The organism is Chengkuizengella sp. SCS-71B (assembly GCF_040100845.1).
Taxonomy (GTDB): Bacteria; Bacillota; Bacilli; order Paenibacillales; family KCTC-33759; genus Chengkuizengella.
Genome location: NZ_JAZHSH010000001.1, coordinates 852,168 through 877,072 on the forward strand (window position 1 = coordinate 852,168; position 24,905 = coordinate 877,072).

The following is a 24,905-nucleotide window of genomic DNA, read 5'->3' on the forward strand; positions in this document are numbered from 1 at the left end:
ACAATTTAATGAATGACCTATAGAGGTTAATATAAATATTGAAAGTTATATAAAGGAGAGAATAGTATGTCTTTAACAGTCTACGAATATTCAAGATGTGGCACTTGTCGAAAAGCAATTAAATGGTTTAATGAAAAAAATATAGATGTGAATTTAATACCAATTGTGGAGGAACCTCCTTCAGCATCAGAAATTTCTGAACTTATCCAAAAAAGTGGTTTAGATATTAAAAAATTTTTTAATACTTCAGGTCTAGTGTACAAAGAGATGAAACTAAAAGATAAACTTCCGACTATGTCAGTAGAAGAAAAAATTAAATTGCTTGCTTCTAATGGAAAACTACTAAAAAGGCCTATTGTTACAGATGGAGATAAAGTAACCGTTGGATTTAAAGAAGAAACATTTAATGAGGTGTGGAGTAAGTAAACTATCACCCACTAAGAGAAAGGTTCACCTTATTGAAAGGTAGGTGTTGTGTTGTTGGAGATTCAAAATCAGAATGGAAGCAATAAAGGAAACAAACGAAATCCAATGTGGTTGTTGGGTGCAATTGGAGTTTTTCTACTAGGTGCAGGGAAAAATATCCTGTTAGTTTTAAAATCAGTGAAATTTGCAGGTCCTTTAATTTCAATGTTTATTTCTATAGGTGCCTATGCGCTTATTTTTCCACTTGAATTTGCAATTGGACTTGTAATCATGTTATTGATTCATGAGTTAGGTCATGTCGTAGCAGCTAAACAAAAGGGATTACCAGTATCCGCACCTTTATTCATACCATTTTTAGGAGCATTAATTGCAATGAAAAGAAATCCAAGAGATGCAGTAACAGAAGCTTATATTGCAATCGGAGGACCTATTTTAGGGACAGCAGGAGCTTTTGTAGTGTTTTTATTAGGATCTAATATGAATGGGGAATGGGGACAACTGTTATTAGTCATAGCTTACGTAGGATTTTTATTAAACTTAGTGAACCTATTGCCAATTCATCCTTTGGATGGTGGAAGGATTGCTACAGCGGTAACTAGATGGTTATGGTTAGCTGGATTAATCGGTGGTTTAGCTGTTATTATCTTCTTTTTACAAAGTCCTTTATTCTTTATCATATGGGCTTTATTTGCTTGGGAGTTATTTCAAAAGTATGTGAAAAGAAAAGGGAAAGGCAGAAGTGCAGAGGTTGGTGCTAAAATTGAAGTTCCAGTAGAACTTTTATTAGATAAAGGCTTTATCATTCCAGTTGGTACTGAACGGTTAGATCACTTATTATCCATCATCCAACAAGAGATTGCCTTTCGTACATTCTCTACACTAGATGGGCAACAAAAAGTTTCGGTAATATGGAGTGAGATCGGATTAAATCAGTCTATAGATCTACCTTCCCAAGGGATCATTAAAAATGTAGAAGTGAGCCAAATTGAAAATATACAAAAGGAATCGGGCAGGATTGTAAGGATCCATTGTTTGATCGAATTTGAACAATATGAACCTGATGATTATTTTAGTGTACCTTTAGCTACTAGATGGAGATTTGGTTTAGCTTATGGAGTTCTAGCCATATTTTTAGGTTATATGCTGTATTTGACATCATTACAAGGTGGGCAATTCTAAGAAATGAGCGAGTTTTATCTACAATGAAACTATGATTTAATTGATTTGTTTTATTAGAAGTGGGGTGGTTTTTATGAAAATATCAGGATCCAGCCGATTAAATAATTTAGGTTCATCCATTTTTACAGAACTTTCAGAATGGAAAGAACAAGTTATTGAATCAGGGGTAGATATCATTGATTTAGGAATTGGAAGTCCTGATCTCCCCCCTTCTGCTAAAGTGATTCGGAAACTGCATGAAGCTATCGATAATCCAAATCATTATGGGTACCCCATGTCAGAAGGGAATTTAGACTTTCGGCAAGCAGTATCGAAGTGGTACGGCTATCGATTTAATGTAGAGCTGAAAGCACATTCAGAAGTACTTACATTAATGGGGTCTCAGGATGGTTTGGCTCATTTGGCAATGGCAATTTGTAATCCTGGTGATATCGTTTTAGTCCCAGATCCAGGATATCCAATATACAGTGCTAGTTTAGAACTTGCAGTGGTCAAACCTTATTTGGTTCCTCTTCGAGAAGAAAATGATTTTTTACCTGAGCTAGAGAAAATACCAGATTCTATTTTAAAACAAGCTAAGTTAATGATATTAAACTATCCTAGTAATCCTTTAGCTGCAGTAGCGGATTTAGGTTTTTTTGAAAAATGGGTGAATTGGGCAAAAAAGCATGAAATACTCGCAGTCCATGATTTAGCTTATTCAGAAATGGCTTTTGATGGATTTAAACCACCAAGTATACTTGAAGTCAAAGGCGCAAAAGAAATTGCTGTTGAATTTCATTCTATGTCTAAAGCATTTAATATGGCTGGCTGTCGAATTGGTTATTTAGTAGGTCATACTGATGTTGTAAGCGCATTAAGGATGATAAAATCAAATATTGATTACGGAGTGTTTATACCTATTCAAAAAGCCGCTATTACAGCATTAGAAGAAGATATGAATAATAATCAGTCAGTTGCTCTTGTTTATGAAAAACGTAGAAATCGAATGATCGAAGGTCTTGTCGACATCGGCTGGCACATCAAAAGACCAAAAGCGTCTATGTTTATATGGGCTAAAATTCCGGAGGGTTGGACTTCTCGACAATTTTCCAATGAATTATTATTCTCTGAAGGAGTGGTAGTTATCCCAGGAGATGCTTTCGGAAGCCAAGGGGAGGGTTACGTTAGAATAGCTTTAGTGCATGACGAAAAAGTATTACTGGAAGCGGTTGAGAGAATGGGTAGGTTTTTTGAAAAAAGAAAGTTATTCTAATCTTTATAAAATACATTAAATCTATCCCATACATCTTCTAAACCATTTAATTTCTGATCAAAACCATCTTTTTTTTGTTTTCCAGTATAGATGATTAAAGCATTAATTAAACTTAATGGTGCAACAAACGAATCAATAAATGTTGGTATTTGACTTGTTGCTGTTAAAGAAACGTCTGCATGTTGAATTAATGGTGATAAGAGGTTATCTGTTAAAGCAATTGTTAATGCGCCCTTTTCATTTGCGTAAGATAGAATATCAACTGTGTTTTTGGTGTAACGGGAATAACTAATACCAATGACTAAATCGTCTTTTTGCAAATCATATAATCGGTCTGCATTTTCATTAACAGTTTCAAGTATTTCAACATGATCTAGCATCATATTCAAATAATAATGCAAAAATATTCCTAATGCTGCTGCACTTCTATTTGCAACAATATACACTTTTTTTGCTTTTAATAAATATTCAACTGCTTGTTGAAAGCTCTTGGTATCTAAATTTTCCATGGTGAATTGAATATTCCCAATATCCTCATTAAAAATTTGAGAAATTCCTTGATCATTCTCACCGTATACCTCGTTAGACATCTTAAGTCTCTCAGCGGTTGATAGTTGTTGTTGCACAGATGTTTGAATATGACGTTGAAATTCAGGATAGCCTGAAAAACCTAGAAAAGTTGCAAATCGAACAATCGTTGCATCACTGACATCCACTAATTTTGCTAATTCCCCTACGTTATGAAAAGGTACGTGATTTGGATTTTTCAAAATGTACTGTGCAATTTTTAATTGTGATTTGCTCATTGATGACATTTTCTCTGAGATGACCTTATACACATTAATATCCATGTTAAACCTCTTTCTATTATTACTAGAAAGTAATTATATCTTCAGTTTACCTTAATATTCTGCAGTTTGCATCCACAAAATAAAAGCAGGGTTTCATTCTTCACCAGATAGAATCCCCACTTATGAAAGTTGAATCATCCCAATCTTTTGTTCAATAATCTTTACTGTTACCTTTGGTTAAGTGTCTCATGAACAATAAAGTCAGCTTGAGTATGCTCCTTTATATATTCGACTGTTGCTCTGTTCAATCTTTCGATTAACATCATGCCTTTAGATGTATATTCAAAAACAGCTAAGTCTGTTATTAGAAGATCCACAATGCCTTTTCCAGTTAGAGGAAGTGTGCATTCCTTTTTTACTTTAGATTTCCCATATTTATTTTTATGTTCCATTACAACAATGACCCGTTTTGCACCTTGAACAAGATCCATTGCTCCTCCCATGCCTTTAACCATTCTACCCGGAATCATCCAGTTTGCTAAATCACCGTTTTGTGAAACTTCCATCCCTCCTAAAATGGCTAAGTCGATATGACCGCCTCTAATCATCGCAAAAGATTCCGCACTATCAAAGTAAGATGCTCCTTTTACCTCTGTGATTGTCTCTTTTCCTGCATTTATTAGATCAGGATCTATTTCATCGGCTTTTGGATATGTACCGATCCCTAATAAGCCGTTTTCTGAGTGAAGCATGACATGGAATTCTTTCGGTATATGATTTGCAACAAGTGTAGGCATACCTATACCAAGATTGACATTCATTCCGTCTTTAATTTCTTTTACCGCCCTTTGAATAATGAATTGACGTTTATCCATTTTTTTATTCCTCATTTCCCATTCAGGATTATGAAGCGTTCATCCTCTATTGTCTGGTTTTTATTTTTTCAATTCTCTTTTCATAGGTTTTGCCTTCTACAACCCTTTGCACATAAATACTTGGAGTATGAATTTCATTGGAATCGAGTTGTTCGACTGGTACAACTTCCTCCACTTCAGCAATCGTAATAGGAGCAGCAGTAGCTGCAAGAGGGTTGAAGTTTCTGGCTGTTTTCCGGTAAATCAGGTTTCCTATGATATCTGATTTCCAGGCTTTAACTAATGCATAATCGCCGACGATGCCTTTTTCTAAGATGTATGTCCTCCCATTGAATTTTTTGTGTTCTTTTCCTTCCGAAACAGGAGTTCCAACACCTGAAGCGGTATAAAACGCTGGAATACCTGCACCCCCAGCTCGAATACGCTCAGCTAATGTCCCTTGAGGGACAAGCTCAACTTCTAACTCCCCACTTAAATATTGCTGCTCAAATACCTTATTTTCACCAACATATGAGGAAATCATTTTTTTAATTTGTTTGTTTTTTAATAAAAGCCCTAGACCAAAGTCATCAACTCCACAATTGTTGCTGACAATGGTTAGATCTTTGGTTCCTTGCTCTACTAGTGCTTGTATTGCCATTTCAGGAATGCCACACAAACCAAATCCACCAACTATAAGCGTTGCACTGTCTTGAATGTCATTTATGGCATCTTCAATACGTTGTATTACTTTCTTTTTCATACATTACACCTGCTTAACAATTTGAATTGCTTTTTTATGCGCTTCTACTGTACGAATAATGTCTTCCTCTGTATGAACGACTGACATGGAGTAGCGATTAAGTGGTTTTGTATAAATTCCAAGTTTCAGTAATTCGTAATCTAGCTTTTTTCTTAAGGTGGTATCTGCTTTATTCATATCGCGATAGTTTTTAATGTTGTTTTCTGTAAGAATGATATTAAAAATGCTTCCTTCTCCAATCGTTTGCATTGGAATGTCATATTGTTTATATACATTCTCAAGCTGATGTCTGAGTAATTGAGTGTTAGAGAATAAAGTTTCCATTGTACCTTCACTTTCAAGTACTTCGATTGTCGCAAGCCCTGCCGCAAGAATAGTAGGATGTCCGTTGTATGTTCCGCTGTGAAACAAAGCATCCTGTTTGTTTTTATTTTCAGCGCCAGCCGTTAGAATATCTCTCCCTCCATCAGGGGCACTGATGAGCATAATCTCTTTCTTTCCACCGATTGCACCTACAGGAAATCCACCTCCAAGTACTTTTCCAAGTGCCGTAATATCAGGTTTTATATTGTAATTTTTTTGTGCACCTCCAAGAGATAATCTAAAACCCGTTTTGACTTCATCAAAGATGAGGAGAATGTCAAGTTCTTCTGTTAAAGTTTTGAGCCCAGTTATAAACTCTTGATCAGCAGGAATAAACCCGCCTTGAATAGGTTCCATTATGATTGAAGAAATTTCATGCGCTCTAGCTCTTAAAATCTTCTCTGTTGCTATTAAATCATTAAATGGAAGTATGACCGTATTTTCCACATAATAATCAGGAATTCCACAAGACTCAGGTACCGTATTTGGAATTTTCTCATTGCCTGCTTGATCTTCCTCGGGGTTAACACTCAACAATACTTGATCGTATCCACCATGGTAGTGCCCTTCAAATTTAGCTAGCTTTGGTTTTCCTGTATAAGCCATTGCCATTCTGATCGCAAGTAAAGTAGCTTCTAGGCCTGAGTTTGTATACCTGACCATTTCCATTCCAGGATAAAGTGAAATTAATTTTTCAGCCATTACTGATTCTAAACGATGAGGTGTTCCAAAAATAGTCGTGCCGGCTTCCTTCATTTGATTCATAACTGATTCAAATACATATGGATGGCCATGACCCAGAATTAATGCACCATAACATAAGAGATAGTCGATATATTCATTTTTGTCGACATCAAAAAGCTTACTACCCTTTCCTTTTTCCATGATGATGGGGTGGGGCTCAAAATACTTGATATTAGCTGTCACTCCACCTGGAATTTTTTTTTTCGCCTGCTGAAATAAATCTGCTGATAGTTTTGTATTCTCTGTTAATAGATTCAATTTTGATATTTTCAACAGTAAAACCTCCACTTCTATATTAAATATTTATTTCTTTAATATTATATTATGAAATAAATATTTCATAAAGTGTTTTCTTATAATTTTAGAATTTAATTTTTCAAATTCCTAAAATAAGCTCCAAATAGAAGCTCAAGAAGAAGGAAAAGGAAGAAGAACTTCTTGACATGATTTCCGAATTAATTACCGTAAGTGAATATAAAGAAGAACATTAATGTTGGATAGATAGAAAAACGAATTATTTGGATGAATATAAATAGTGAATTAGTGTTAGGTGATGAAAGGATATGAGAATCGATAAGGATGAACAAAACAAATGAGAGAAGAAAACATCGTAGAGTATCTCTTTGAAAAATATGGTGATGAAATCCAACGAAACGCACCTTTAATCAAAAAATGGAACCGAAATCAACACGTCCTTTTGTGGCGCATCTCACTACGAGTAAAATCGTTTTCTCCTTTTTGCATTCGCAAAAAGAAATTATTAAACTATTTCAAGTGAATTCAACGGTGATTATCGCTAAGAACGTACAACATCGCAAGATATTTGTAAAGGTACGTCTTTGAACATGAGGAAAACAATACAAATAATAACGCTCTCATCACTTGCTATAGCTGTAAATACGTTTCCATTATGATCTGTTACATCTACTTTCAGCTCTTTATTTGGATATGCATTGAGGTTGTGTGAATTATTGTTATCGTTGTATGTTGGCAAAGAAGGTAATAAGGTTTTAGCTATTGATAAATCCGATGAATAGTAAGGAACATTCTCGTCACATAACTCTTTTTCTGAAACATTTTTTAATATAGATTCTATTTTGTAATCCATGTTTCTGCTACTGAATATAGGAATCGAAAGTTTTTGTTTATTTTCATTTATTTGTATATTTGCTATATGGGAATTCAAGTTTTTGTTATTTTCCTCATGTTTTTCTTTTAGTAATTTCTTAATTGTTATTTCTGTTCTAATCCCTTCGAGGGTTTGCTGGTAATAAATCAAATAAGCGACCAAAATAGAAGCGAATAAACCAGAAATACCCACTAATTCCCCTATTTCTAAACCAATATACTTTTCTACAAATTCTGTAAATTCTGATGATAGAATTAACAATATAATAATTAGGAAGAGTAAATAAGTACCTATTAAACCCCTTCTATTGGATACGATTTGTTTTTTGGTTTCTTCTTCTGATACTGTTTTATTAAATTTGTCATAATTATATATTTTATATTGCCTAAAAAATAAAAAATAAATAAATAAACCAAATGCTGCTAATGTTTTTATTAGAGTCATTAAAACCTACCTTCCCCTACAAGAATTTAAAAGTCAATATAATACATACTATATAATCTATCATTTCTTACAATCTTAAACAATAAAAAATACTTTTGAACTAATACTGTGCTCCTTTTGATTAAATACCACTTTTATAAACACATACAGCTTTTATTCATATTTCCAAGTTGCTTTTTAGATCTTAATAAAAATCCCACTTTTACTTTATTAAATAATTTCTATAGAAACTTATCCCCAATAATGAAAAATTCCCCCTTACAAAATGTTGAATTATTAAAGAAAATAAATATATATCCTTGTGTTCCTTAAATTTAAAAATGAAATTCTATCCCCTCTTAATTTAATTTTTTAAATGTTTTTATTCTTTCTCATTGATTTCAATCTTTTATACGCAGCCATCCAACCTTCCTATTACATTAATCTATTAAATAGAAAATGGTAGAAAATTATTCGTGTTGCTTTTTATTGCCATTAGGTATTAATTAAGTTTTCGCTACGAAATACAAGGGTAAATTGTGTTTATTGGAGGTGGTGAAGGAGATTGGAATGCTAATCTAAGGAGGAATTTAAATATGAATTTAATAGGAAAATCGTATAAAAAAACCTTCATTTTTCTAATCATTGTTTCTATGATAATAACATCTTTTCAATTTTTAACATTTGGTTATGAAAAATCTGTAGCCTCTACTGCTTCAAATAAAACGATAGTGGGTTATTGGCATAACTTTGACAACGGTTCAACGAATATCCGTTTGCGTGATATTTCAATAAAATATGATGTAATTCAAATAGCTTTTGCAGAACCTATTGGGGGTCCAAGTACAGGAAATATGGGATTTACACCATATAATGCTACAGACAGTGAGTTTATATCTGACATTGATTATTTGCAATCTCAAGGCAAAAAAGTATTGATATCAGTAGGTGGAGCTAACGGAACAACGGACTTATCGACGGTACAAGCAAAACTCACTTTTATTAGTACGATGAAAAATATCATTGATAAATATGGATTTGATGGAATGGATATTGATTTAGAGGGCAGTTCTTTGTCTATAGATGGGGGAGATACAGACTTTAAAAATCCAACTTCCACCAAAATAGTTCATTTGATTGAAGCTATAAACGAGATTATGGATAACTATGGCCCAAATTTCATGTTAACTATGGCACCAGAAACTGCATATGTACAGGGAGGGTATAGTGTATATGGAGGTCCATGGGGTGCATACTTACCAGTCATACACGCTTTACGTGATAAACTAACTTATTTACATGTACAGCATTATAATACGGGTTCAATGGTTGCACTTGATGGTTTATCTTATTCACAAGGTACTGCTGACTTTCATGTGGCTATGGCAGAAATGTTACTACAAGGTTTCCCAGTTGCTTACGATGTGAATCATTTTTTTGAACCCTTGCGCTCGGATCAGGTCATCATTGGATTACCAGCTTCCCCGCAAGCGGCTGGAGGTGGTTATACATCACCTGTCATCGTTCAACAAGCACTAGATTATTTGATAAAAGGAAAGTCATTTGAAGGGAATTATGTGTTGCGCAATCCATCTGGTTACCCTGGTTTTAAAGGTTTGATGACATGGTCTATCAATTGGGACGCTTTTAATAATTTTGAGTTTTCTAATAGTCATCGAGCATATTTGGATAGTCTTACGGGACAGATAGATACTCAAGCACCGACTGTACCAAGTAACCTTCGAGTTACAGGTAAAACATCAAGTAGTATAAGTTTGGCTTGGGATGCTTCAACAGATAATGTAGGAGTAACCGGATACATTGTAATCTATGGTAATACTTCAATAAATGTAGGAAGTTTAAATGCAACTATTAGCGGTCTTGTACCTAATACATCCTATACTTTTACTGTAAAAGCGAAAGATGCAGCAGGTAATGTGTCGGGGGCAAGTAATGCAGTAACTGAAACAACGGAGCAGTCTAACGATACTACTCCGCCAACAGCACCTACAAATCTACAAGTCACTGATAAAACTTCATCAAGTATTGATTTGAACTGGTCAGCTTCAACAGATAATGAAGGGGTTACAGGCTATATTGTTTCATATAACTTTGGCACTATAGAAGTAACAGAAACAACAGTAAGTATAAACGGATTAACAGCGGATACAACGTATACTTTTACAGTGACAGCAAAAGATGCAGCTGGGAATATATCAGATGAAGCATCGATACAGGTAACAACGGATGGACCAAACAGTTGTCCTTACCCAGCTTGGGATGAGAATACAGAATATGTTGGTGGTGTGAGAGTAACCTACAATGGGAAGGTCTACGAGTCTAAATGGTGGACAGTAGGAGAATTTCCTGATCAAAGTGGGGAATGGGGCGTGTGGAAATATATTAGTACATGTGATGGTGGCGGAGGCGAAATAGATAATGAAGCACCAAGCGTTCCAAGCAATCTCCAAATCACAGGAAAAAGTTCAAACAGTGTAAGTTTAGCTTGGAATGCTTCAACAGATAATGTGGGTGTAACCGGATACACGATCACATATGATTTAGGCAGTGTAGGGGCAACAAATACAACGACAACCATCAATGGATTAAATGCGGATACAACGTATACTTTTAGTGTGACAGCAAAGGATGCGGCGGGGAATGAGTCAGAAGCGGTGTCCATTCAAGCCACTACAGATAAAGGTGATCCATCGGGTGCTGAGCCTTGGGAAGCTGGGATTAATTACAGTGTAAATGATGAGGTAACCTATAATGGGAACACCTATTATTGTATTCAAGCTCACACTTCTCAGATCGGTTGGGAGCCGCCAAATGTTCCTGCTTTATGGGGTTTAAAGTAGGCAGTTTAATTTTCACTAAATACTGGCTTGTTTAAGCATTCATTCTACTAGATTACTAGAGTTTAAAAGATATTGATTTTTAATATGAGGAGGAACAAGTATGATTTTAAAAAGAAAGTCTATTAAAAAATCATTCATTATGGTATTCATCATTTCTCTATTATTCTCTTTGATTCAGTTTCAAATATTTAATATAGAGAAGGTAGAAGCTAGTTCTGATTATAAAATTGTGGGTTATTATCCTTCTTGGGGTGCCTATGGACGTAATTATCAAGTTTGGGACATGGATGTTTCAAAGGTAACCCATATTAACTATGCTTTTGCTGATATTTGCTGGGACGGAAGACATGGCAATCCTGACCCAACAGGTCCTAATCCTACTACTTGGACTTGTCAGGATGAAAATGGAACGATAGATGTACCGAACGGTTCTATCGTGTTAGGGGATCCATGGATTGATGTTCAAAAAAGTAACCCTGGAGATACTTGGGATGAACCGATTAAAGGAAACATCAAACAGTTAAATCTATTAAAAGAGCAAAATCCTCACTTGAAAACGATGATTTCTGTCGGTGGATGGACTTGGTCTAATCGTTTTTCTGATGCTGCAGCTAGTCAAATAACTCGAGAGAATTTTGCTAATTCGGCAGTAGATTTTCTAAGAAAGTATCAATTTGACGGTGTCGATTTAGATTGGGAATATCCGGTTAGTGGTGGTTTACCGGGGAATAGTACTCGTCCAGAGGATAAACAAAACTATACCTTACTATTACAAGAAGTACGTGAAAAACTAGATATTGCAGGAGCTGAAGATGGCAAATATTATTACCTCACCATTGCTTCAGGAGCAGGACCAACTTATGCTCAAAATACAGAGCTTGATAAGATAGCAAATGTTGTAGATTGGATTAATATCATGACTTATGACTTTAATGGAGGATGGCAAACAATTAGTGCCCATAACTCACCATTGTATTTTGACCCGGCAGCAGCCAGTTCAAATGTACCAAACGCTGCTGAATTTAATATTGAAGCAGGTGTTCAAGGTCATATAAATGCTGGAGTGCCTACACAAAAAATCATAATAGGAACGCCATTTTATGGGCGAGGCTGGAGCAGTTGTTCATCAAACAATAACGGAGAATATCAAAGCTGTTCTTCTGCAAATGATGGAACTTGGGAGAATGGGGTTTGGGACTATACTGATTTAGAAGATAACTATATTAATAAAAATGGTTATGTACGTTATTGGAATGATGTAGCCAAAGTACCTTTTTTATATAACGCTTCCAATGGAAACTTTATTACTTATGATGATGTGGAATCTTTCGGTTATAAAACAGATTTTATAAAATCAAATGGACTAGGTGGAGCCATGTTCTGGGAGTTTAGTGGAGATCGGAACAAGGTATTATTAAATAAGTTAACAAGTGATTTAGATAGTGGTGGAGTGCCTGATAATGAAGCACCAACTGTACCGAGTAACCTTCGAGTTACAGGTAAAACATCAAGTAGTATAAGTTTGGCTTGGGATGCTTCAACAGATAATGTAGGAGTAGCCGGATACACTGTAACCTATGGTAATACTTCAATAAATGTAGGTAGTTTAAATGCAACGATTAGCGGTCTTGCACCTAATACATCTTATACCTTTACGGTAAAAGCGAAGGATGCAGCAGGTAATTTCTCGGGTGGAAGTAATGCAGTAACAGAAACAACGGAGCAGTCTAACGATACTACTCCGCCAACTGTACCTACAAATCTACAGGTAACTGCAAAAACTTCTACGAGTGTTGATTTAAGCTGGTCAGCTTCCTCAGATAATGAAGGGGTTACAGGCTATATTGTTTCATATAACTTTGGCACTATAGAAGTAACAGAAACAACAGTAAGTATAAACGGATTAACAGCGGATACAACGTATACTTTTACAGTGACAGCAAAAGATGCAGCTGGGAATATATCAGATGAAGCATCGATACAGGTAACAACGGATGGACCAAACAGTTGTCCTTACCCAGCTTGGGATGAGAATACAGAATATGTTGGTGGTGTGAGAGTAACCTACAATGGGAAGGTCTACGAGTCTAAATGGTGGACAGTAGGAGAATTTCCTGATCAAAGTGGGGAATGGGGCGTGTGGAAATATATTAGTACATGTGATGGTGGCGGAGGCGAAATAGATAATGAAGCACCAAGCGTTCCAAGCAATCTCCAAATCACAGGAAAAAGTTCAAACAGTGTAAGTTTAGCTTGGAATGCTTCAACAGATAATGTGGGTGTAACCGGATACACGATCACATATGATTTAGGCAGTGTAGGGGCAACAAATACAACGACAACCATCAATGGATTAAATGCGGATACAACGTATACTTTTAGTGTGACAGCAAAGGATGCGGCGGGGAATGAGTCAGAAGCGGTGTCCATTCAAGCCACTACAGATAAAGGTGATCCATCGGGTGCTGAGCCTTGGGAAGCTGGGATTAGTTACAGTGTAAATGATGAGGTAACCTATAATGGGAACACTTATTATTGTATTCAAGCTCACACTTCTCAGATCGGTTGGGAGCCGCCAAATGTTCCTGCTTTATGGGGTTTAAAATAAATTTGCTGAATAATCACAACAGTAGTCATCAATGAATTTGTCTTAGTTGTTCAATTTTAAACAAAGAGGCTGGGACAAAACCCAATTAAAATGAATAAATCGCATGAAATCAATTTTATAATCCTTGATTTCATGCGATTTTATTTATGCTTATTATGCAAAAATCAGTTAGTTTTCAACTTATGTCCCAGCCTCTTTGTTATAGTGGATAATGTTACTTGTTCAATTTTCCAAAAGGAAAATCCCTAGTTGTTGTAGAAATAGTTTATAATTAGAACTATCACAAATCTAAGGAGACAAAAATGACAGGGAATAATGATTTAAAAGATCAAGAAAATTCTATATTAATTATTGATAGCTTTGCATTATTATTTAGAGGTTTTTACGCTACAGCCGTTACTGGAAACTATATGAGAAATTCTCAGGGTCTTTATACGAATGGTATATATCAATTTACTAGATATATGCTTGATGCCATTGAGCGATTTAAACCTACCCATGTAATCTGTGCTTTTGATATGGGGGAAAAAACGTTTCGCAACGAGATGTATTCTGATTATAAAGCAAATCGGGGAGCTCCACCAGACGAACTCATCCCACAATTTGATAAGCTGTGGGAATTAGTAGAAGCATTTGAAATTCCTTGTATGGGGAAGGTTGGTTATGAAGCAGATGATATGATCGGTTCCATTGCTAAACACTACTCGGATCAAGGCTTAGAGATAAATGTTTTAACAGGGGATAAAGATACTTTACAATTAATCAATGAAAAAACGAAAGTTACACTTATGAAAAAAGGATTCGGTAATTACTTAACAATTGGTATGGATAACTTTAAGGAAGAAACAGGTGTAACTTATCCATATCAAATTATTGAAATGAAAGGATTAATGGGGGATGCGTCAGATAATATACCTGGATGCCCTAAAGTAGGTCCTAAAACCGCAATCAAATTAATTGATGAGTTTGAAAATATAGATCAATTGTTTGAAAACATAGATCAAGTTAAAGGTAAATTACAAGAAAGATTGTTGGAAAATAAGGAATTAATTTATTTATCAAGGGAATTGGCAACGATTCATACTAATGTTAAATTCCAATGTGATTTAGATGACTGTACTTATGTGATTAATCAAGAGAAACTTATTCATAAATTAAAAGAATTTGAGTTTAAATCTTTAATTAGAAAGTTTGCAGTCTAAATATTATTGATTTAATTAGATTAATACCCGCAAAAGTATTCGAACTATGCATCACTTTTGTGGGTTATTCGTCATGAGTAGCATGTCCAGGGGGATCTTGACGAGGAAGCCCCTCATGTAATTCTCGATTTTCATAAGTGAATCGGTTAGGCGGTCGTTGGTCTTCTCTCCAAGGAGTGCTTTTTCCTAAAGATTCACTTAATAAATCCATACCATAAGCCCCTTCTGGAAATTCTTCAGCTGTTAAATCATTACGCTGAGATTCTACTGTTTTTAGATCTGTAAATTTACTTTTTCTTTCTTTTTGAAATGGTTTGTTATTCATGAAAAAACCTCCTAGAAAAGATGTGATAGTACTGTCACATTATTTTTCCCTGGGAGGTTTGTTCTATGCGTAATATTATCCTTGGAAATAAAAATTTATCCGTCTAATTCCCATCTAACTTATATACATTAAATTGGATTATAGGTCAGAGAAATTAACAACACCTACGATAAGGTCTAAAAAGGCACGCAGCTCTATTCCTTCTTCTTCATTTAATTGGTATACATGCTCTAAATAACCTTCTTCTTCTAAATCATCAGGACCAAGAATTGCCGTTTTACCTGATTGTAAATCTGCAACTAATTTTTTGCCGTAAAACCTTCCTGTTGTTGTAATAGCTAAGTCATATCGCTTTAAGCTTTGTTCCCCAACAAATGTAACAAAACGTGTTGATGTTTCTTCAGTGCTATCTGATAGAAAATCAAATGAAATATCAGACATGGGATCACCTCTTTTGCTGAATATATTCTTTTATATTACAACATATTATACAAATACTAAAGGTTTAAGTATCATTAATACAAAAATGAATAATATCAGTGTAGTACTAATATAAAACAATAAGTTTACTTGATTTCGTAATGTTATAATTTCTATAGGTAAATCTGTTTCGCTTTTATTTTTTGGATCAAACACCCAAGCAGCTATTTTTTTTTGCTTTGGAGCGATGACACCTAATAAAATGACTTGGGCGATGATATATAAAACTAAGGAACCAACTAACCATAGTTGAAAAAAGGAACCGTAATTGTTTAAAAGTATGATTAAGAGTCCGGTTAAAACTGCAGTTAAACCACCTATTTTAGGAAATAACAGCAGTTTTTTTGCAATTTTCATTGAAAAACGAAGCTCTTCTACAGATTGCTCTTTTCTTAATAATACATGAATGAAAAAGATCGGGCCCACTCCAATTACAGCGAATAACACATGAGTTAATATTAATAAATTCATTTTTTCCTCCTACATAATTTGAATGTGTATAATCACATGTTTTATAAGTTAATTAAATCGTAAAGAAAAACAGTCTCTATTTCAATAATTAAAATATCGTGGACGTTAGCTTTACTTAGAAAAAATAATATGTAAGTCCTATTGATATCAATAAGGAAATTTTATATGATTTTAAAAAAGATAAGAAATACGAGGGAGCACCTCTTTTGCAAACTTTGTAGAAGAGGTGTTTTTTGTTTTATTACTATCTGATAAAGATGGAAAGGAAGTATAGTATGATAGAAAATTTATTTTACATGAATACGTTGAAAAAGGAATCACAAGAAAAAAATGAAAGCAGTCTTGCTCAAGTTTATTTATTCCAACTTAATTCATCTTGGCAAATGAATTGGAAGGTGATAAGTGATGGGGAAATGGTTAGAGATTTGAAGATTGAGGACAAACGTTTAGAGGATATTTTACTAAAATTAAGATTTGAGTTTAAACAGTATATTGGGGAGGGTTATTTCCCTATGTATGGTGACCATTTCAATCATTCTACATCACTTTCTCCAAAAAATAAAAGAACTCAGTTATTATATTTTTATAGTGAACAAGTGACAAATCATGAGTTGTTTGATCTATTGCGTGGTTGGAGGAGAGAGGAGTCTGATAAGTTAGAAAAACCCCCCTATATTATTGCTTCTAATCGAGTATTAAAGATGTTAAGTACGTTTATTCCAAAAACGAAGGAGGAACTGTTGCAAATCCCTGGATTTGCAACAGCCAAAGTTGAACAATTTGGTGATTCAATCTTAAATATAACGAATCAATTTGAACGTTTAACTACATTTCCTCTTACGTGGGTTGAAGAAGAAATAAACGTTCGGAAATTTGATGATTGGTTTTACAAAAAACAAATGATGAAGTAAACATGTTAAAAATAAGAAATAAACAAGGTGGCTAAACCGAAATAAACAGTCAATGAAAAAATATCATTTAATGTTGTAATTAGTGGTCCAGAAGCAATAGCTGGGTCTACTTTGAACTGATATAAAATTAATGGAATAATCGTACCTGCTAATGTACCTATAATCAGTGTTAAAAATAATGATGAGCCAATGACGAAACTAAGTATCAAATTACCTTGCCAAAAAAAGGAGATCAGTAAAATTAGTAACCCACAAACAGTTCCAATGATAAGGCCCACGCCAATTTCTCGAAACAATAATTTAAATAAAGAAGCTTTATCCAAGTGTTGGGTAGTTAGCCCCCTTACTGCAATGGCTAAAGATTGAGTACCTGTGTTTCCTGTCATACCTGCTATCATAGGCATAAAAAAGGTCAATGCAACTACTTTTTCTAAAGTTCCTTCAAAGCTTGAGATAACATTACCTGACAACAATCCGAGAAATAATAATAGAACTAACCATGGTAAACGACGAATAGACGCAGTTATAGTACTTGTATTAAAATCAATGGATTTACCACTGGCGGATAGTTTATGAATATCCTCATTAGCTTCTGTAATCATAACATCAATAACATCATCAACTGTAATAATACCGGCTAGTCTTTGTTCTTCATCTACAACGGGAACAGCGATAAAGTCATATCTTTCAATTATTGTAGCAACATGTTCCTGATCCATAGTTACAGGCACAGAGATCACTCTGTTATACATGATGTCCTTAATTGAATCTTGAATATCAGCCAATAGTAAATCCCTGTAAGATACAACACCAACTAATTTTTTATCTTCATCTAATACATATAGGTAATAAATATTTTCAGCTATTTGAGCAAATGCTTTTATTTTGTCTATGGCTTCACGTACAGAATAATAACTGCGTATCCATACATAACGGTTCGTCATCATTCCCCCTGCAGTTTCAGGTGGATATTGCATTAAATTTTGAACCGTTTTGGATTCTTCTATTTGCATGGAAGACAAAAATTCTTCCATTTTTTCATCAGACAGCTCATTCAATAAATCAGCAAGATCATCATTTTCCATTATATCCATTACTTTTGATGATTTTTCTATTCCTAGAGCTTGTAATATTTCTAGTTGAAGTTCGCTTTCCAATTCTTGTATTAAAATAGCTAAATGCTTCGGTGATAAACACAAAATAAACTTCATTCTATGTTTATCTGGTAAAGCTTTGTAAAGTTCAGCAATATCATAAGGTTGCAGTTCATCAAATAAATTTTGAACTTCCTCTTTTTTATAATCCTTAATGTATTTAATGACTGTTAAAAGAACATTTTCAATTTGTGAATGTTTCATCTAAGTATTCACCCAAATTCGTTAATATAATTGTAAATTGCCCCATAATGAACAATAGCATAAACAAAATTTTAAATAAATGAAATTTAGCACATTTATTTCATTATATTTATTATTTTTCTTCTTGACTCAAATTCTTTTTTCAATTAAAGTAATAATAATTAAATAATCGTGAAACTCTTATCAAGAGCAGGTGGAGGGACTAGCCCGATGAAACCCGGCAACCGGCAATTTTATGCACGGTGCTAATTCTTGCAGAAGTGAAACTTCTGAGAGATGAGAGAGGATATCATTGAATAATGATATAAAAAACCTTTCTCAGTAAGCAGTGAGAAAGGTTTTTTTCTAACTACTCTGATGAGTTTTGTGATTGATACATTCAAACTAAAGGAGTGAAGTTGAGATGCCCGTTAAAATTCCAGATCATCTACCAGCCAGAGAAGTATTAAATAATGAGAATATTTTCGTAATGGATGAATCGAGAGCTTTTCATCAGGATATTCGCCCATTGAAGGTGATTATGTTAAATTTAATGCCTACCAAGGAGACGACTGAAACACAAATTTTACGCTTATTAAGTAATACCCCTTTACAAGTAGAATTTACCTTAATTCACCCTAAAACACATGCAAGTAAAAATACATCACAAGAACATTTAAAACAATTTTATAAAACGTTTGAAGAGGTTAGGCATCTGCGTTTTGATGGGATGATCATTACTGGAGCTCCCGTTGAGACTTTAAACTTTGAAGATGTGAACTATTGGGAAGAATTAAAGGATATTATGGAATGGTCTAAAGAACACGTTACCTCAACATTGCATATATGTTGGGCGTCACAAGCAGGCTTATATCATCACTTTGATGTTCCTAAATATTTGTTGGATGAAAAAATATTTGGAGTATTCCAACACCAAACGAATGTAAAAAACGTGAAATTATTTAGAGGCTTTGATGAAGTATTTAATGCCCCCCAGTCAAGACATACAGAGATACGTAGAGAAGACATTGAAAAACACGAAAATTTAGAAATATTATCTGAGTCAGAAGAGGCAGGAGTTTACATTGTAGGAACTAAAGATGGCAAGCAAATTTTTGTAACAGGTCATGCTGAGTACGATGCAGAGACTTTAAAATGGGAATATGACAGAGATATTAATAAAGGAATGGAATGTGCGATCCCCAAAAATTATTTTCCTAAAGATGATCCTGCTAATAAACCTTATAGTACTTGGAGAGCACATGGAAGTTTATTGTTTTCAAATTGGTTGAACTATTATGTATATCAAGAAACATCCTATGATTGGGTTATTTAAAGGAGGACATAGTTATGAGAATAGAAAGCCGCTTAGCTCAAATAGGTTCACAAGCTGATCCTAAAACTGGGGCTGTTAGTTACCCCATTTATCACTCTACTGCATTTAGGCATCCAAAACTAGGGGAAAGTACTGGATTTGATTATGCTAGAACTAAAAGTCCAACACGTACCATATTAGAAGATGCCATAGCAGACCTGGAAAGTGGAGACGCTGGGTTTGCATGCAGTTCAGGAATGGCTGCATTACAGACTATATTTGCTTTATTTTCACAAGGGGATCATTTGATTGTTTCATTAGATCTTTACGGTGGAACATATAGATTATTGGAGCAAACAATGTCTCGATTTGGTGTTACATCAAGTTATGTGGATACTAATAATATTGAAGAGATGGAAAAGCTTGTGACTCCAAATACGAAAGCAGTTTTGATCGAAACACCAACAAACCCTTTAATGATGGTGACAGATATTGAGAAAGTCAGCACATGGGCAAATTCGAAAAATATGCTTACCATTGTGGATAATACATTGCTTTCACCATACTTTCAAAGACCACTTGAATTAGGTGCGGATATTATCATTCACAGTGCCTCAAAATACCTTGGCGGGCATAATGATGTTATTGCAGGGTTAATTATTACAAAAGGTGATCAGTTATCTGAGAAGATGTTTGAGTTACATAATTCCATTGGTGCCATATTAGGACCTCAGGATTGTTGGTTATTAATGAGAGGTATGAAGACGTTAGCGCTCAGAATGGAACGTCATCAAGAAAATGCAACGAAAATAGCCGAATTTTTACTTGAACATCCAATGGTGGATGAAGTGTTTTATCCTGCTATACCAACACACCCTGCACATGAAATTCAAAATCGACAATCTTCAGGAAACACGGGTATTTTCTCTTTTAAAATGAAAGATGTAAGAATGATTGAGCCTATATTACGTCATATTGAAATTATTGCATTTGCAGAGAGTTTGGGGGGAGTAGAATCACTAATGACTTATCCTTCAGTACAAACTCATGCTGATATTCCAAAAGAAATTCGTGAAAAAGTAGGAGTAGATGATCGTTTATTACGTTACTCAGTAGGTATAGAACATGTTGAGGATTTAATTACAGATTTATCTCAGGCTTTTGAAAAGGCAAGGATTGAGGTTGACGGGGAATAAGAGCACTCATAACTAATTTCTTCATTAAAATAACCATAAAAACATAAACTAACGCCAGAACTAGTGGAGTTAGTTTATGTTTTGTTTATATATTTATTCCGTCACAAGATCTTTTTTCATTCCCTGTTCTTTCTTTTCTTTTCCAATGATCACAGATTTCTTTTTATCCCGTTTAATACGTCCGTTTCCTACGGAAAGAGCAACAAATATACCTAAAGCAATAATACTTAATCCTGTTAAAAATACAAAGGAGAACGATTGTGACCATGCGGTTTTAATTGCAAGTACAACCCCATGTAATGTTTCTTCAGGAATAGGCAATATTTCTTTTAGTTTATTAGGTGTTGTAATTAAAATGCCAAATAAATCATCTGGTTCATCACCAATAGTAGTTAAAGTAGAGACTACAGTTGGATCACTTTGCTGACTTGTTACATCCGACATTTTATTACTTAATGTATTGTTCATAACAACATTGAAGATCGTTACTCCAATGGTACCTCCAATAGATCTAAAGAATGTAGATGCAGATGTTACAGAGCCCAACTTTTCTTTTGGAAAAGCATTTTGTACAGCAATCATCAATGTAGGCATGACTAGCCCCATCCCAAATCCCATGACAATCATAAATCCATAAGCGGTCCATATCGTTGAATTGAGCCCCATCGTACTCATTAGGAAAAATCCAATACTTGTAATAATCATTCCTACGGTAAGGTTTGTTCTATATTTAATTCGTAATAACAACCTACCACCTATGACGCTAGCAACAATCAATGAAATCATCATCGGTGTCATAGTAGATCCTGCTTCTGTTGGGGAAACACCTAAGATTGCTTGCATAAACATAGGAACAAACATGATGGCACCAAACATCCCTAATCCTAACAGAAAGCCTAGACCATTAGTCGTGGCAAACACTCTATTTTTAAACAGACTTAGATCTAATATCGGTTCATCCGTTTTTCGTTCAATGAAGATGAAAATAATGATTAATAGTATGGAAATTCCAAAAATAATATAACTAGTAAATGATAGCCAAGCAAATTTATCTCCTCCGAAAGTTAAACCGAGCAATAATAAAGTCAGTGCTGGGATTAATGTCATGATTCCAAAAAAATCAATATTTAGTTCTTTCCGTTTTATAAAACCAAACAAAATAAAGATGAAGAGAGGAATTCCGAATATCAAATAACTTTCTATGGAGTTCCATTCAAAGGTATCTCCACCAAGAATTAAACCAATCAATAACAGGGTGCCTGCAATAACTAAAGAAATTTTACTAGTCAATCCGATGCTAACTTTTTCTGTTTGTTGTACAATTTCATTTTTCATACCTATAAAAATTAACGTAGCAGATAAAACTCCAAATGGTACATTAATTAAAAAGATCCAGTGCCAGCTAATCGTATCTACAAAAAAGCCTCCAACTAACGGACCGATAACTGAGCTCAGGCCAAAAATGGCTCCAAATACTCCTTGCCATTTTGCACGCTGTTCAGCTGTGAAAATATCTCCCACAATGGTTTGTGACAATGGCATAATCATACCGCCGCCTATACCTTGAATACCGCGGAAAATGATTAACTGTTCCATTGTAGTTGCAGTTGCACACAACGCAGATCCTACTATGAAAATGACCATTCCAGTTAAGTATAAGTATCTTCTTCCAAATAAATCAGATATTTTCCCAACAATAGGAATAACAGCAGTAGATGTAATTAAGTATGCTGTAGTTACCCATGCAAAAATTTCAAAACCATTTAACTCACCAATAATGGTCGGCATAGCCGTACCAACTACTGTTTGTTCAAGTGCACTGAAAAACATACCAATCATTAAACCTAACAAAACAATTCTTGTATTTATTTGTTTTTGTTGTATCATCTTAAGACTCCCCTTTCTAAGCTATTTGTGTTGACTAAACAGTCATTGTATAATAAAAACAATAAGTCAATTATTTTTACGACCATGTAGACACATTATATATAAAACATAGTGACAGGTCAATTGATAACAAATATAATAAAACTAACTTATTTTTAGATTGAGGGTTGTTTTTTATGAGTGATAAGCGGAAGAATATTATGGAATCTGCAATGAAATTAATATCTCAAAAAGGGTACCACGCAACGTCTATGAAAGAAATTGCAGATGATATTGGTATGGCTAAAGGATCAATATATAATTATTTTGATTCAAAAGAGGATCTTATGATATCCATGTTGAGATATTATTTCGACCCTATGTATGAGAAAGTTGAAATGGTTCGAGAAAATGAAGGGAATTTATCACCAAAAGAAATTTTTACAAGGCAATTAATGGTACAAATGGAACAACAGTCTAAATATAAAGAATTTATAAAAATGATCATGAGCGAACAGGTTTCTCAGATTAATGAAGAAATAAAGCAATTTATGTTTAAAATTAGGGCAAAAACAATTAATTGGGTTACAGGACATATTATTGAGATTTATGGGGAAGAAGTAAAAAAATATGCTTATGATTGTGCAACAATATTAATCGGTATGATGAGAGAGTATATGTTTTATGTCATTATTGATAAAAAGAAAATTGAAATAGAACGATTGCCTAATTTATTAATCTCTGTACTGGATCAAGTGGTATATCATTTTAAACAGACTCAAAATGAACCCTTTCTAACAGAAGATTTATTGGAAAATTTTATAAATATAGAAGAAGAAATAAGAAAGACTACGATTAAAAAGATCAAAAAAATAATAGATGAAACGAAGAACCTATTAACGAATTTAAATTTAAATAAAAATGTAAACAATAAAATTAACGCTTCATTGGTAGCCATGGACGAAGAATTGGAGCTAGAAAACCCACGAATTATCATTTTAGAAGGACTTATGTTGGTTTTAGAAAATGCAGGGATTTCTAAACTAGATGATTATATTAAGGAGTTGAACTCAAAGTTAGAATCTTTAACTTAATGTTTCCATTATATCCAAAAGGTTCATCTACCAAAATAATGACTCTCTTATTTTTTTGTGATAAGATTTGATAGATAAGGAGTGATCGTAATGAGTCAAATAGATCAAATATTAAATAAAGCATTATCTGGTGAAAGATTAACCTTAGAAGATGGTGTTATTTTATTTGAATCTGATGAGATTGAAAAAATCGGTCAAGCTGCGAATAAAAAAATGCTTCAATTTCATCCTGATCCAATCACTACATTTGTGATAGGCAGAAATATAAATTATACTAATTTTTGTGACGTATACTGTAAGTTTTGTGCCTTTTATCGACCACCCGGTCATGAAGAAGGGTATGTACTTCCTAATGAAGTGATATTTCAGAAAATCCAAGAAACCTTAGATGTAGGTGGTACAGAAATATTAATGCAGGGCGGTGTAAATCCTGACCTTCCATTTGAATATTATTTAAATTTATTGAAAGAAATTAAACAAAGATTTGATATTCATATGCATTCATTGTCTACCGTTGAAATTCGTAAAATGAAAGAAATGTCAGGTTTACCATATGAAGAAGTTTTGAAGCAATTACATGAAGCAGGTCTGGATTCCCTTCCTGGGGCTGGAGCAGAAATGCTTATTGATCGTATTCGTAATAAAGTCAGCCGTTTAAAAGGATCATGGAGGGAATGGATGGACATTCACCAAGCAGCACATAAAGTAGGCATGAATACAACGGCTACGATGGTTATAGGGTTTGGTGAAACTTTAGAAGAAAGAGTACTGCACATGTTGAGAGTCAGGGAGGCTCAAGATGAATGCATTCAGAATAATTGGGATTCAGCTGGCTTCCTAGCTTTTATTATTTGGACTTTTCAACCGGAAAACACAAATTATAAACAAGAAAAAGCATCACCTGATGATTACTTAAAAACATTAGCAATCAGCCGATTAATGATAGATAATATCCCTAATTTTCAAGCTTCTTGGGTAACATTAGGAGCTGAAATTGGAAAGAAATCCTTGGAATATGGTTGTAATGATTTTGGCAGTACCATGATGGAAGAAAATGTGGTGTCTGCAGCGGGAACAACACATAAGGTAAATATAGAAACAATTTTGAAATTAATTCGCGAAGCTGGAAAAATACCTGCCCAAAGAAATACAGCTTATGATACTTTAAAAGTTTTTAATGAAGGCTCAAGTGTAGATAAAGATTTTATTATGCAAAATTAAGAAATGTATGATTGATTCCGCCCGATTCAATGGGCGGTTTTTTTCTGTCACCATTTTTTTGGGTATCTAATCCCATTCTTTTCCTTTGTAT

21 protein-coding genes and 1 riboswitch are annotated in these 24,905 nt (G+C 34.2%); of the genes, 11 read left to right on the plus strand and 10 right to left on the minus strand.

The features are described 5' to 3' along the window. The first annotated feature begins 66 nt into the window (after window positions 1-66). From VQL36_RS04205 to VQL36_RS04215, 3 genes are all read left to right on the plus strand, one after another. Window positions 67-426 carry an arsenate reductase family protein gene (locus VQL36_RS04205; RefSeq protein ID WP_349248108.1) on the plus strand — a complete coding sequence of 120 codons (360 nt, stop codon included), beginning with the start codon at window positions 67-69 and terminating at the stop codon, window positions 424-426. Window positions 427-480: 54 nt separating this feature from the next. Beyond that, window positions 481-1,605: a site-2 protease family protein gene (locus VQL36_RS04210; protein WP_349248109.1), complete on the plus strand. Its 1,125-nt coding sequence runs from the start codon at window positions 481-483 to the stop codon at window positions 1,603-1,605. A 73-nt stretch (window positions 1,606-1,678) separates the two neighbouring features. Then, window positions 1,679-2,860 carry an aminotransferase class I/II-fold pyridoxal phosphate-dependent enzyme gene (locus VQL36_RS04215; RefSeq protein WP_349248110.1) on the plus strand — a complete coding sequence of 394 codons (1,182 nt, stop codon included), beginning with the start codon at window positions 1,679-1,681 and terminating at the stop codon, window positions 2,858-2,860. On the opposite strand, the gene VQL36_RS04220 is transcribed toward VQL36_RS04215, so the two are convergent. From VQL36_RS04220 to VQL36_RS04240, 5 genes are all read right to left on the minus strand, one after another. Beyond that, window positions 2,857-3,711: a MurR/RpiR family transcriptional regulator gene (locus tag VQL36_RS04220; RefSeq protein ID WP_349248111.1), complete on the minus strand. Its 855-nt coding sequence runs from the start codon at window positions 3,709-3,711 to the stop codon at window positions 2,857-2,859. The two genes, VQL36_RS04215 and VQL36_RS04220, sit on opposite strands and share 4 nt — an antisense overlap. Before the next feature lie 167 nt (window positions 3,712-3,878). Next, entirely contained in the window at window positions 3,879-4,526 is a 648-nt protein-coding gene (locus VQL36_RS04225; protein WP_349248112.1) for a 3-oxoacid CoA-transferase subunit B, read from the minus strand. Window positions 4,527-4,572: 46 nt separating this feature from the next. Then, window positions 4,573-5,268 (minus strand): CoA transferase subunit A, encoded by a 696-nt coding sequence (locus VQL36_RS04230; protein WP_349248113.1) that lies wholly within the window; start codon window positions 5,266-5,268, stop codon window positions 4,573-4,575. Window positions 5,269-5,271: 3 nt separating this feature from the next. After that, window positions 5,272-6,651, minus strand: a complete 1,380-nt coding sequence (locus VQL36_RS04235) for an aspartate aminotransferase family protein (protein WP_413789555.1) — start codon at window positions 6,649-6,651, stop codon at window positions 5,272-5,274. Window positions 6,652-7,171: 520 nt separating this feature from the next. Continuing rightward, the gene (locus VQL36_RS04240; protein ID WP_349248115.1) at window positions 7,172-7,948 is read right to left on the minus strand and encodes a hypothetical protein; all 777 of its coding nucleotides are present in this window, start codon (window positions 7,946-7,948) and stop codon (window positions 7,172-7,174) included. 575 nt (window positions 7,949-8,523) lie between these two features. On the opposite strand from VQL36_RS04240, the gene VQL36_RS04245 reads away from it, so the two are divergent. The 3 genes from VQL36_RS04245 to VQL36_RS04255 all read left to right on the plus strand — a co-directional run bounded on the left by VQL36_RS04245 (window position 8,524) and on the right by VQL36_RS04255 (window position 14,598). Further along, on the plus strand, window positions 8,524-10,788 hold the full coding sequence (locus VQL36_RS04245) for a fibronectin type III domain-containing protein (RefSeq protein ID WP_349248116.1): 2,265 nt from the start codon (window positions 8,524-8,526) through the stop codon (window positions 10,786-10,788). A gap of 100 nt (window positions 10,789-10,888) precedes the next feature. Continuing rightward, window positions 10,889-13,396 carry a glycosyl hydrolase family 18 protein gene (locus tag VQL36_RS04250; protein WP_349248117.1) on the plus strand — a complete coding sequence of 836 codons (2,508 nt, stop codon included), beginning with the start codon at window positions 10,889-10,891 and terminating at the stop codon, window positions 13,394-13,396. 302 nt (window positions 13,397-13,698) lie between these two features. Then, window positions 13,699-14,598: a 5'-3' exonuclease gene (locus tag VQL36_RS04255; RefSeq protein WP_349248118.1), complete on the plus strand. Its 900-nt coding sequence runs from the start codon at window positions 13,699-13,701 to the stop codon at window positions 14,596-14,598. Window positions 14,599-14,662: 64 nt separating this feature from the next. Here VQL36_RS04255 and VQL36_RS04260 read toward each other — a convergent pair whose 3' ends face one another. From VQL36_RS04260 to VQL36_RS04270, 3 genes are all read right to left on the minus strand, one after another. Continuing rightward, window positions 14,663-14,923, minus strand: a complete 261-nt coding sequence (locus tag VQL36_RS04260; RefSeq protein WP_349248119.1) for a hypothetical protein — start codon at window positions 14,921-14,923, stop codon at window positions 14,663-14,665. A gap of 138 nt (window positions 14,924-15,061) precedes the next feature. Then, window positions 15,062-15,364, minus strand: a complete 303-nt coding sequence (locus VQL36_RS04265; RefSeq protein WP_349248120.1) for a DUF3055 domain-containing protein — start codon at window positions 15,362-15,364, stop codon at window positions 15,062-15,064. 45 nt (window positions 15,365-15,409) lie between these two features. After that, window positions 15,410-15,874 (minus strand): DUF2269 family protein, encoded by a 465-nt coding sequence (locus tag VQL36_RS04270; RefSeq protein WP_349248121.1) that lies wholly within the window; start codon window positions 15,872-15,874, stop codon window positions 15,410-15,412. Between the two features lie 275 nt (window positions 15,875-16,149). Between VQL36_RS04270 and VQL36_RS04275 the strand changes: the two genes are divergently transcribed. Beyond that, window positions 16,150-16,785 (plus strand): HRDC domain-containing protein, encoded by a 636-nt coding sequence (locus VQL36_RS04275; protein WP_349248122.1) that lies wholly within the window; start codon window positions 16,150-16,152, stop codon window positions 16,783-16,785. 5 nt (window positions 16,786-16,790) lie between these two features. On the opposite strand, the gene mgtE is transcribed toward VQL36_RS04275, so the two are convergent. Further along, complete coding sequence (gene mgtE / locus VQL36_RS04280; protein WP_349248123.1) at window positions 16,791-18,143, minus strand: magnesium transporter; 1,353 nt, start codon at window positions 18,141-18,143, stop codon at window positions 16,791-16,793. Window positions 18,144-18,320: 177 nt separating this feature from the next. Then, a riboswitch (SAM riboswitch) is annotated at window positions 18,321-18,426 on the plus strand. Between the two features lie 120 nt (window positions 18,427-18,546). Between mgtE and metA the strand changes: the two genes are divergently transcribed. Further along, window positions 18,547-19,458 (plus strand): homoserine O-acetyltransferase MetA, encoded by a 912-nt coding sequence (metA, locus tag VQL36_RS04285; protein WP_349248124.1) that lies wholly within the window; start codon window positions 18,547-18,549, stop codon window positions 19,456-19,458. 14 nt (window positions 19,459-19,472) lie between these two features. Continuing rightward, entirely contained in the window at window positions 19,473-20,633 is a 1,161-nt protein-coding gene (locus VQL36_RS04290) for a PLP-dependent transferase (RefSeq protein WP_349248125.1), read from the plus strand. A 93-nt stretch (window positions 20,634-20,726) separates the two neighbouring features. Here the strand turns inward: VQL36_RS04290 and VQL36_RS04295 are convergent, their stop codons facing one another. After that, a complete protein-coding gene (locus VQL36_RS04295) occupies window positions 20,727-22,520 on the minus strand; it encodes an MDR family MFS transporter (RefSeq protein WP_349248126.1) in 1,794 nt (597 codons plus the stop codon). A 176-nt stretch (window positions 22,521-22,696) separates the two neighbouring features. Between VQL36_RS04295 and VQL36_RS04300 the strand changes: the two genes are divergently transcribed. After that, entirely contained in the window at window positions 22,697-23,593 is an 897-nt protein-coding gene (locus VQL36_RS04300; RefSeq protein WP_349248127.1) for a TetR/AcrR family transcriptional regulator, read from the plus strand. A 90-nt stretch (window positions 23,594-23,683) separates the two neighbouring features. After that, entirely contained in the window at window positions 23,684-24,814 is a 1,131-nt protein-coding gene (gene mqnC, locus VQL36_RS04305) for a cyclic dehypoxanthinyl futalosine synthase (RefSeq protein WP_349248128.1), read from the plus strand. Window positions 24,815-24,905 lie beyond the last annotated feature (91 nt).

What these genes read in the sequence shown, in the direction of transcription:
- VQL36_RS04275 (WP_349248122.1), top strand. Translation starts at nt 16,150, where the DNA reads ATGATAGAAAATTTATTTTACATGAATACGTTGAAAAAGGAATCACAA.
- metA (WP_349248124.1), top strand. Translation starts at nt 18,547, where the DNA reads ATGCCCGTTAAAATTCCAGATCATCTACCAGCCAGAGAAGTATTAAAT.
- VQL36_RS04260 (WP_349248119.1), bottom strand. Translation starts at nt 14,923, where the DNA reads ATGAATAACAAACCATTTCAAAAAGAAAGAAAAAGTAAATTTACAGAT.
- VQL36_RS04270 (WP_349248121.1), bottom strand. Translation starts at nt 15,874, where the DNA reads ATGAATTTATTAATATTAACTCATGTGTTATTCGCTGTAATTGGAGTG.
- VQL36_RS04300 (WP_349248127.1), top strand. Translation starts at nt 22,697, where the DNA reads ATGAGTGATAAGCGGAAGAATATTATGGAATCTGCAATGAAATTAATA.
- VQL36_RS04205 (WP_349248108.1), top strand. Translation starts at nt 67, where the DNA reads ATGTCTTTAACAGTCTACGAATATTCAAGATGTGGCACTTGTCGAAAA.
- VQL36_RS04215 (WP_349248110.1), top strand. Translation starts at nt 1,679, where the DNA reads ATGAAAATATCAGGATCCAGCCGATTAAATAATTTAGGTTCATCCATT.
- VQL36_RS04295 (WP_349248126.1), bottom strand. Translation starts at nt 22,520, where the DNA reads ATGATACAACAAAAACAAATAAATACAAGAATTGTTTTGTTAGGTTTA.
- VQL36_RS04265 (WP_349248120.1), bottom strand. Translation starts at nt 15,364, where the DNA reads ATGTCTGATATTTCATTTGATTTTCTATCAGATAGCACTGAAGAAACA.
- mgtE (WP_349248123.1), bottom strand. Translation starts at nt 18,143, where the DNA reads ATGAAACATTCACAAATTGAAAATGTTCTTTTAACAGTCATTAAATAC.
- VQL36_RS04255 (WP_349248118.1), top strand. Translation starts at nt 13,699, where the DNA reads ATGACAGGGAATAATGATTTAAAAGATCAAGAAAATTCTATATTAATT.
- VQL36_RS04220 (WP_349248111.1), bottom strand. Translation starts at nt 3,711, where the DNA reads ATGGATATTAATGTGTATAAGGTCATCTCAGAGAAAATGTCATCAATG.
- VQL36_RS04245 (WP_349248116.1), top strand. Translation starts at nt 8,524, where the DNA reads ATGAATTTAATAGGAAAATCGTATAAAAAAACCTTCATTTTTCTAATC.
- VQL36_RS04250 (WP_349248117.1), top strand. Translation starts at nt 10,889, where the DNA reads ATGATTTTAAAAAGAAAGTCTATTAAAAAATCATTCATTATGGTATTC.
- VQL36_RS04225 (WP_349248112.1), bottom strand. Translation starts at nt 4,526, where the DNA reads ATGGATAAACGTCAATTCATTATTCAAAGGGCGGTAAAAGAAATTAAA.
- VQL36_RS04240 (WP_349248115.1), bottom strand. Translation starts at nt 7,948, where the DNA reads ATGACTCTAATAAAAACATTAGCAGCATTTGGTTTATTTATTTATTTT.
- mqnC (WP_349248128.1), top strand. Translation starts at nt 23,684, where the DNA reads ATGAGTCAAATAGATCAAATATTAAATAAAGCATTATCTGGTGAAAGA.
- VQL36_RS04230 (WP_349248113.1), bottom strand. Translation starts at nt 5,268, where the DNA reads ATGAAAAAGAAAGTAATACAACGTATTGAAGATGCCATAAATGACATT.
- VQL36_RS04290 (WP_349248125.1), top strand. Translation starts at nt 19,473, where the DNA reads ATGAGAATAGAAAGCCGCTTAGCTCAAATAGGTTCACAAGCTGATCCT.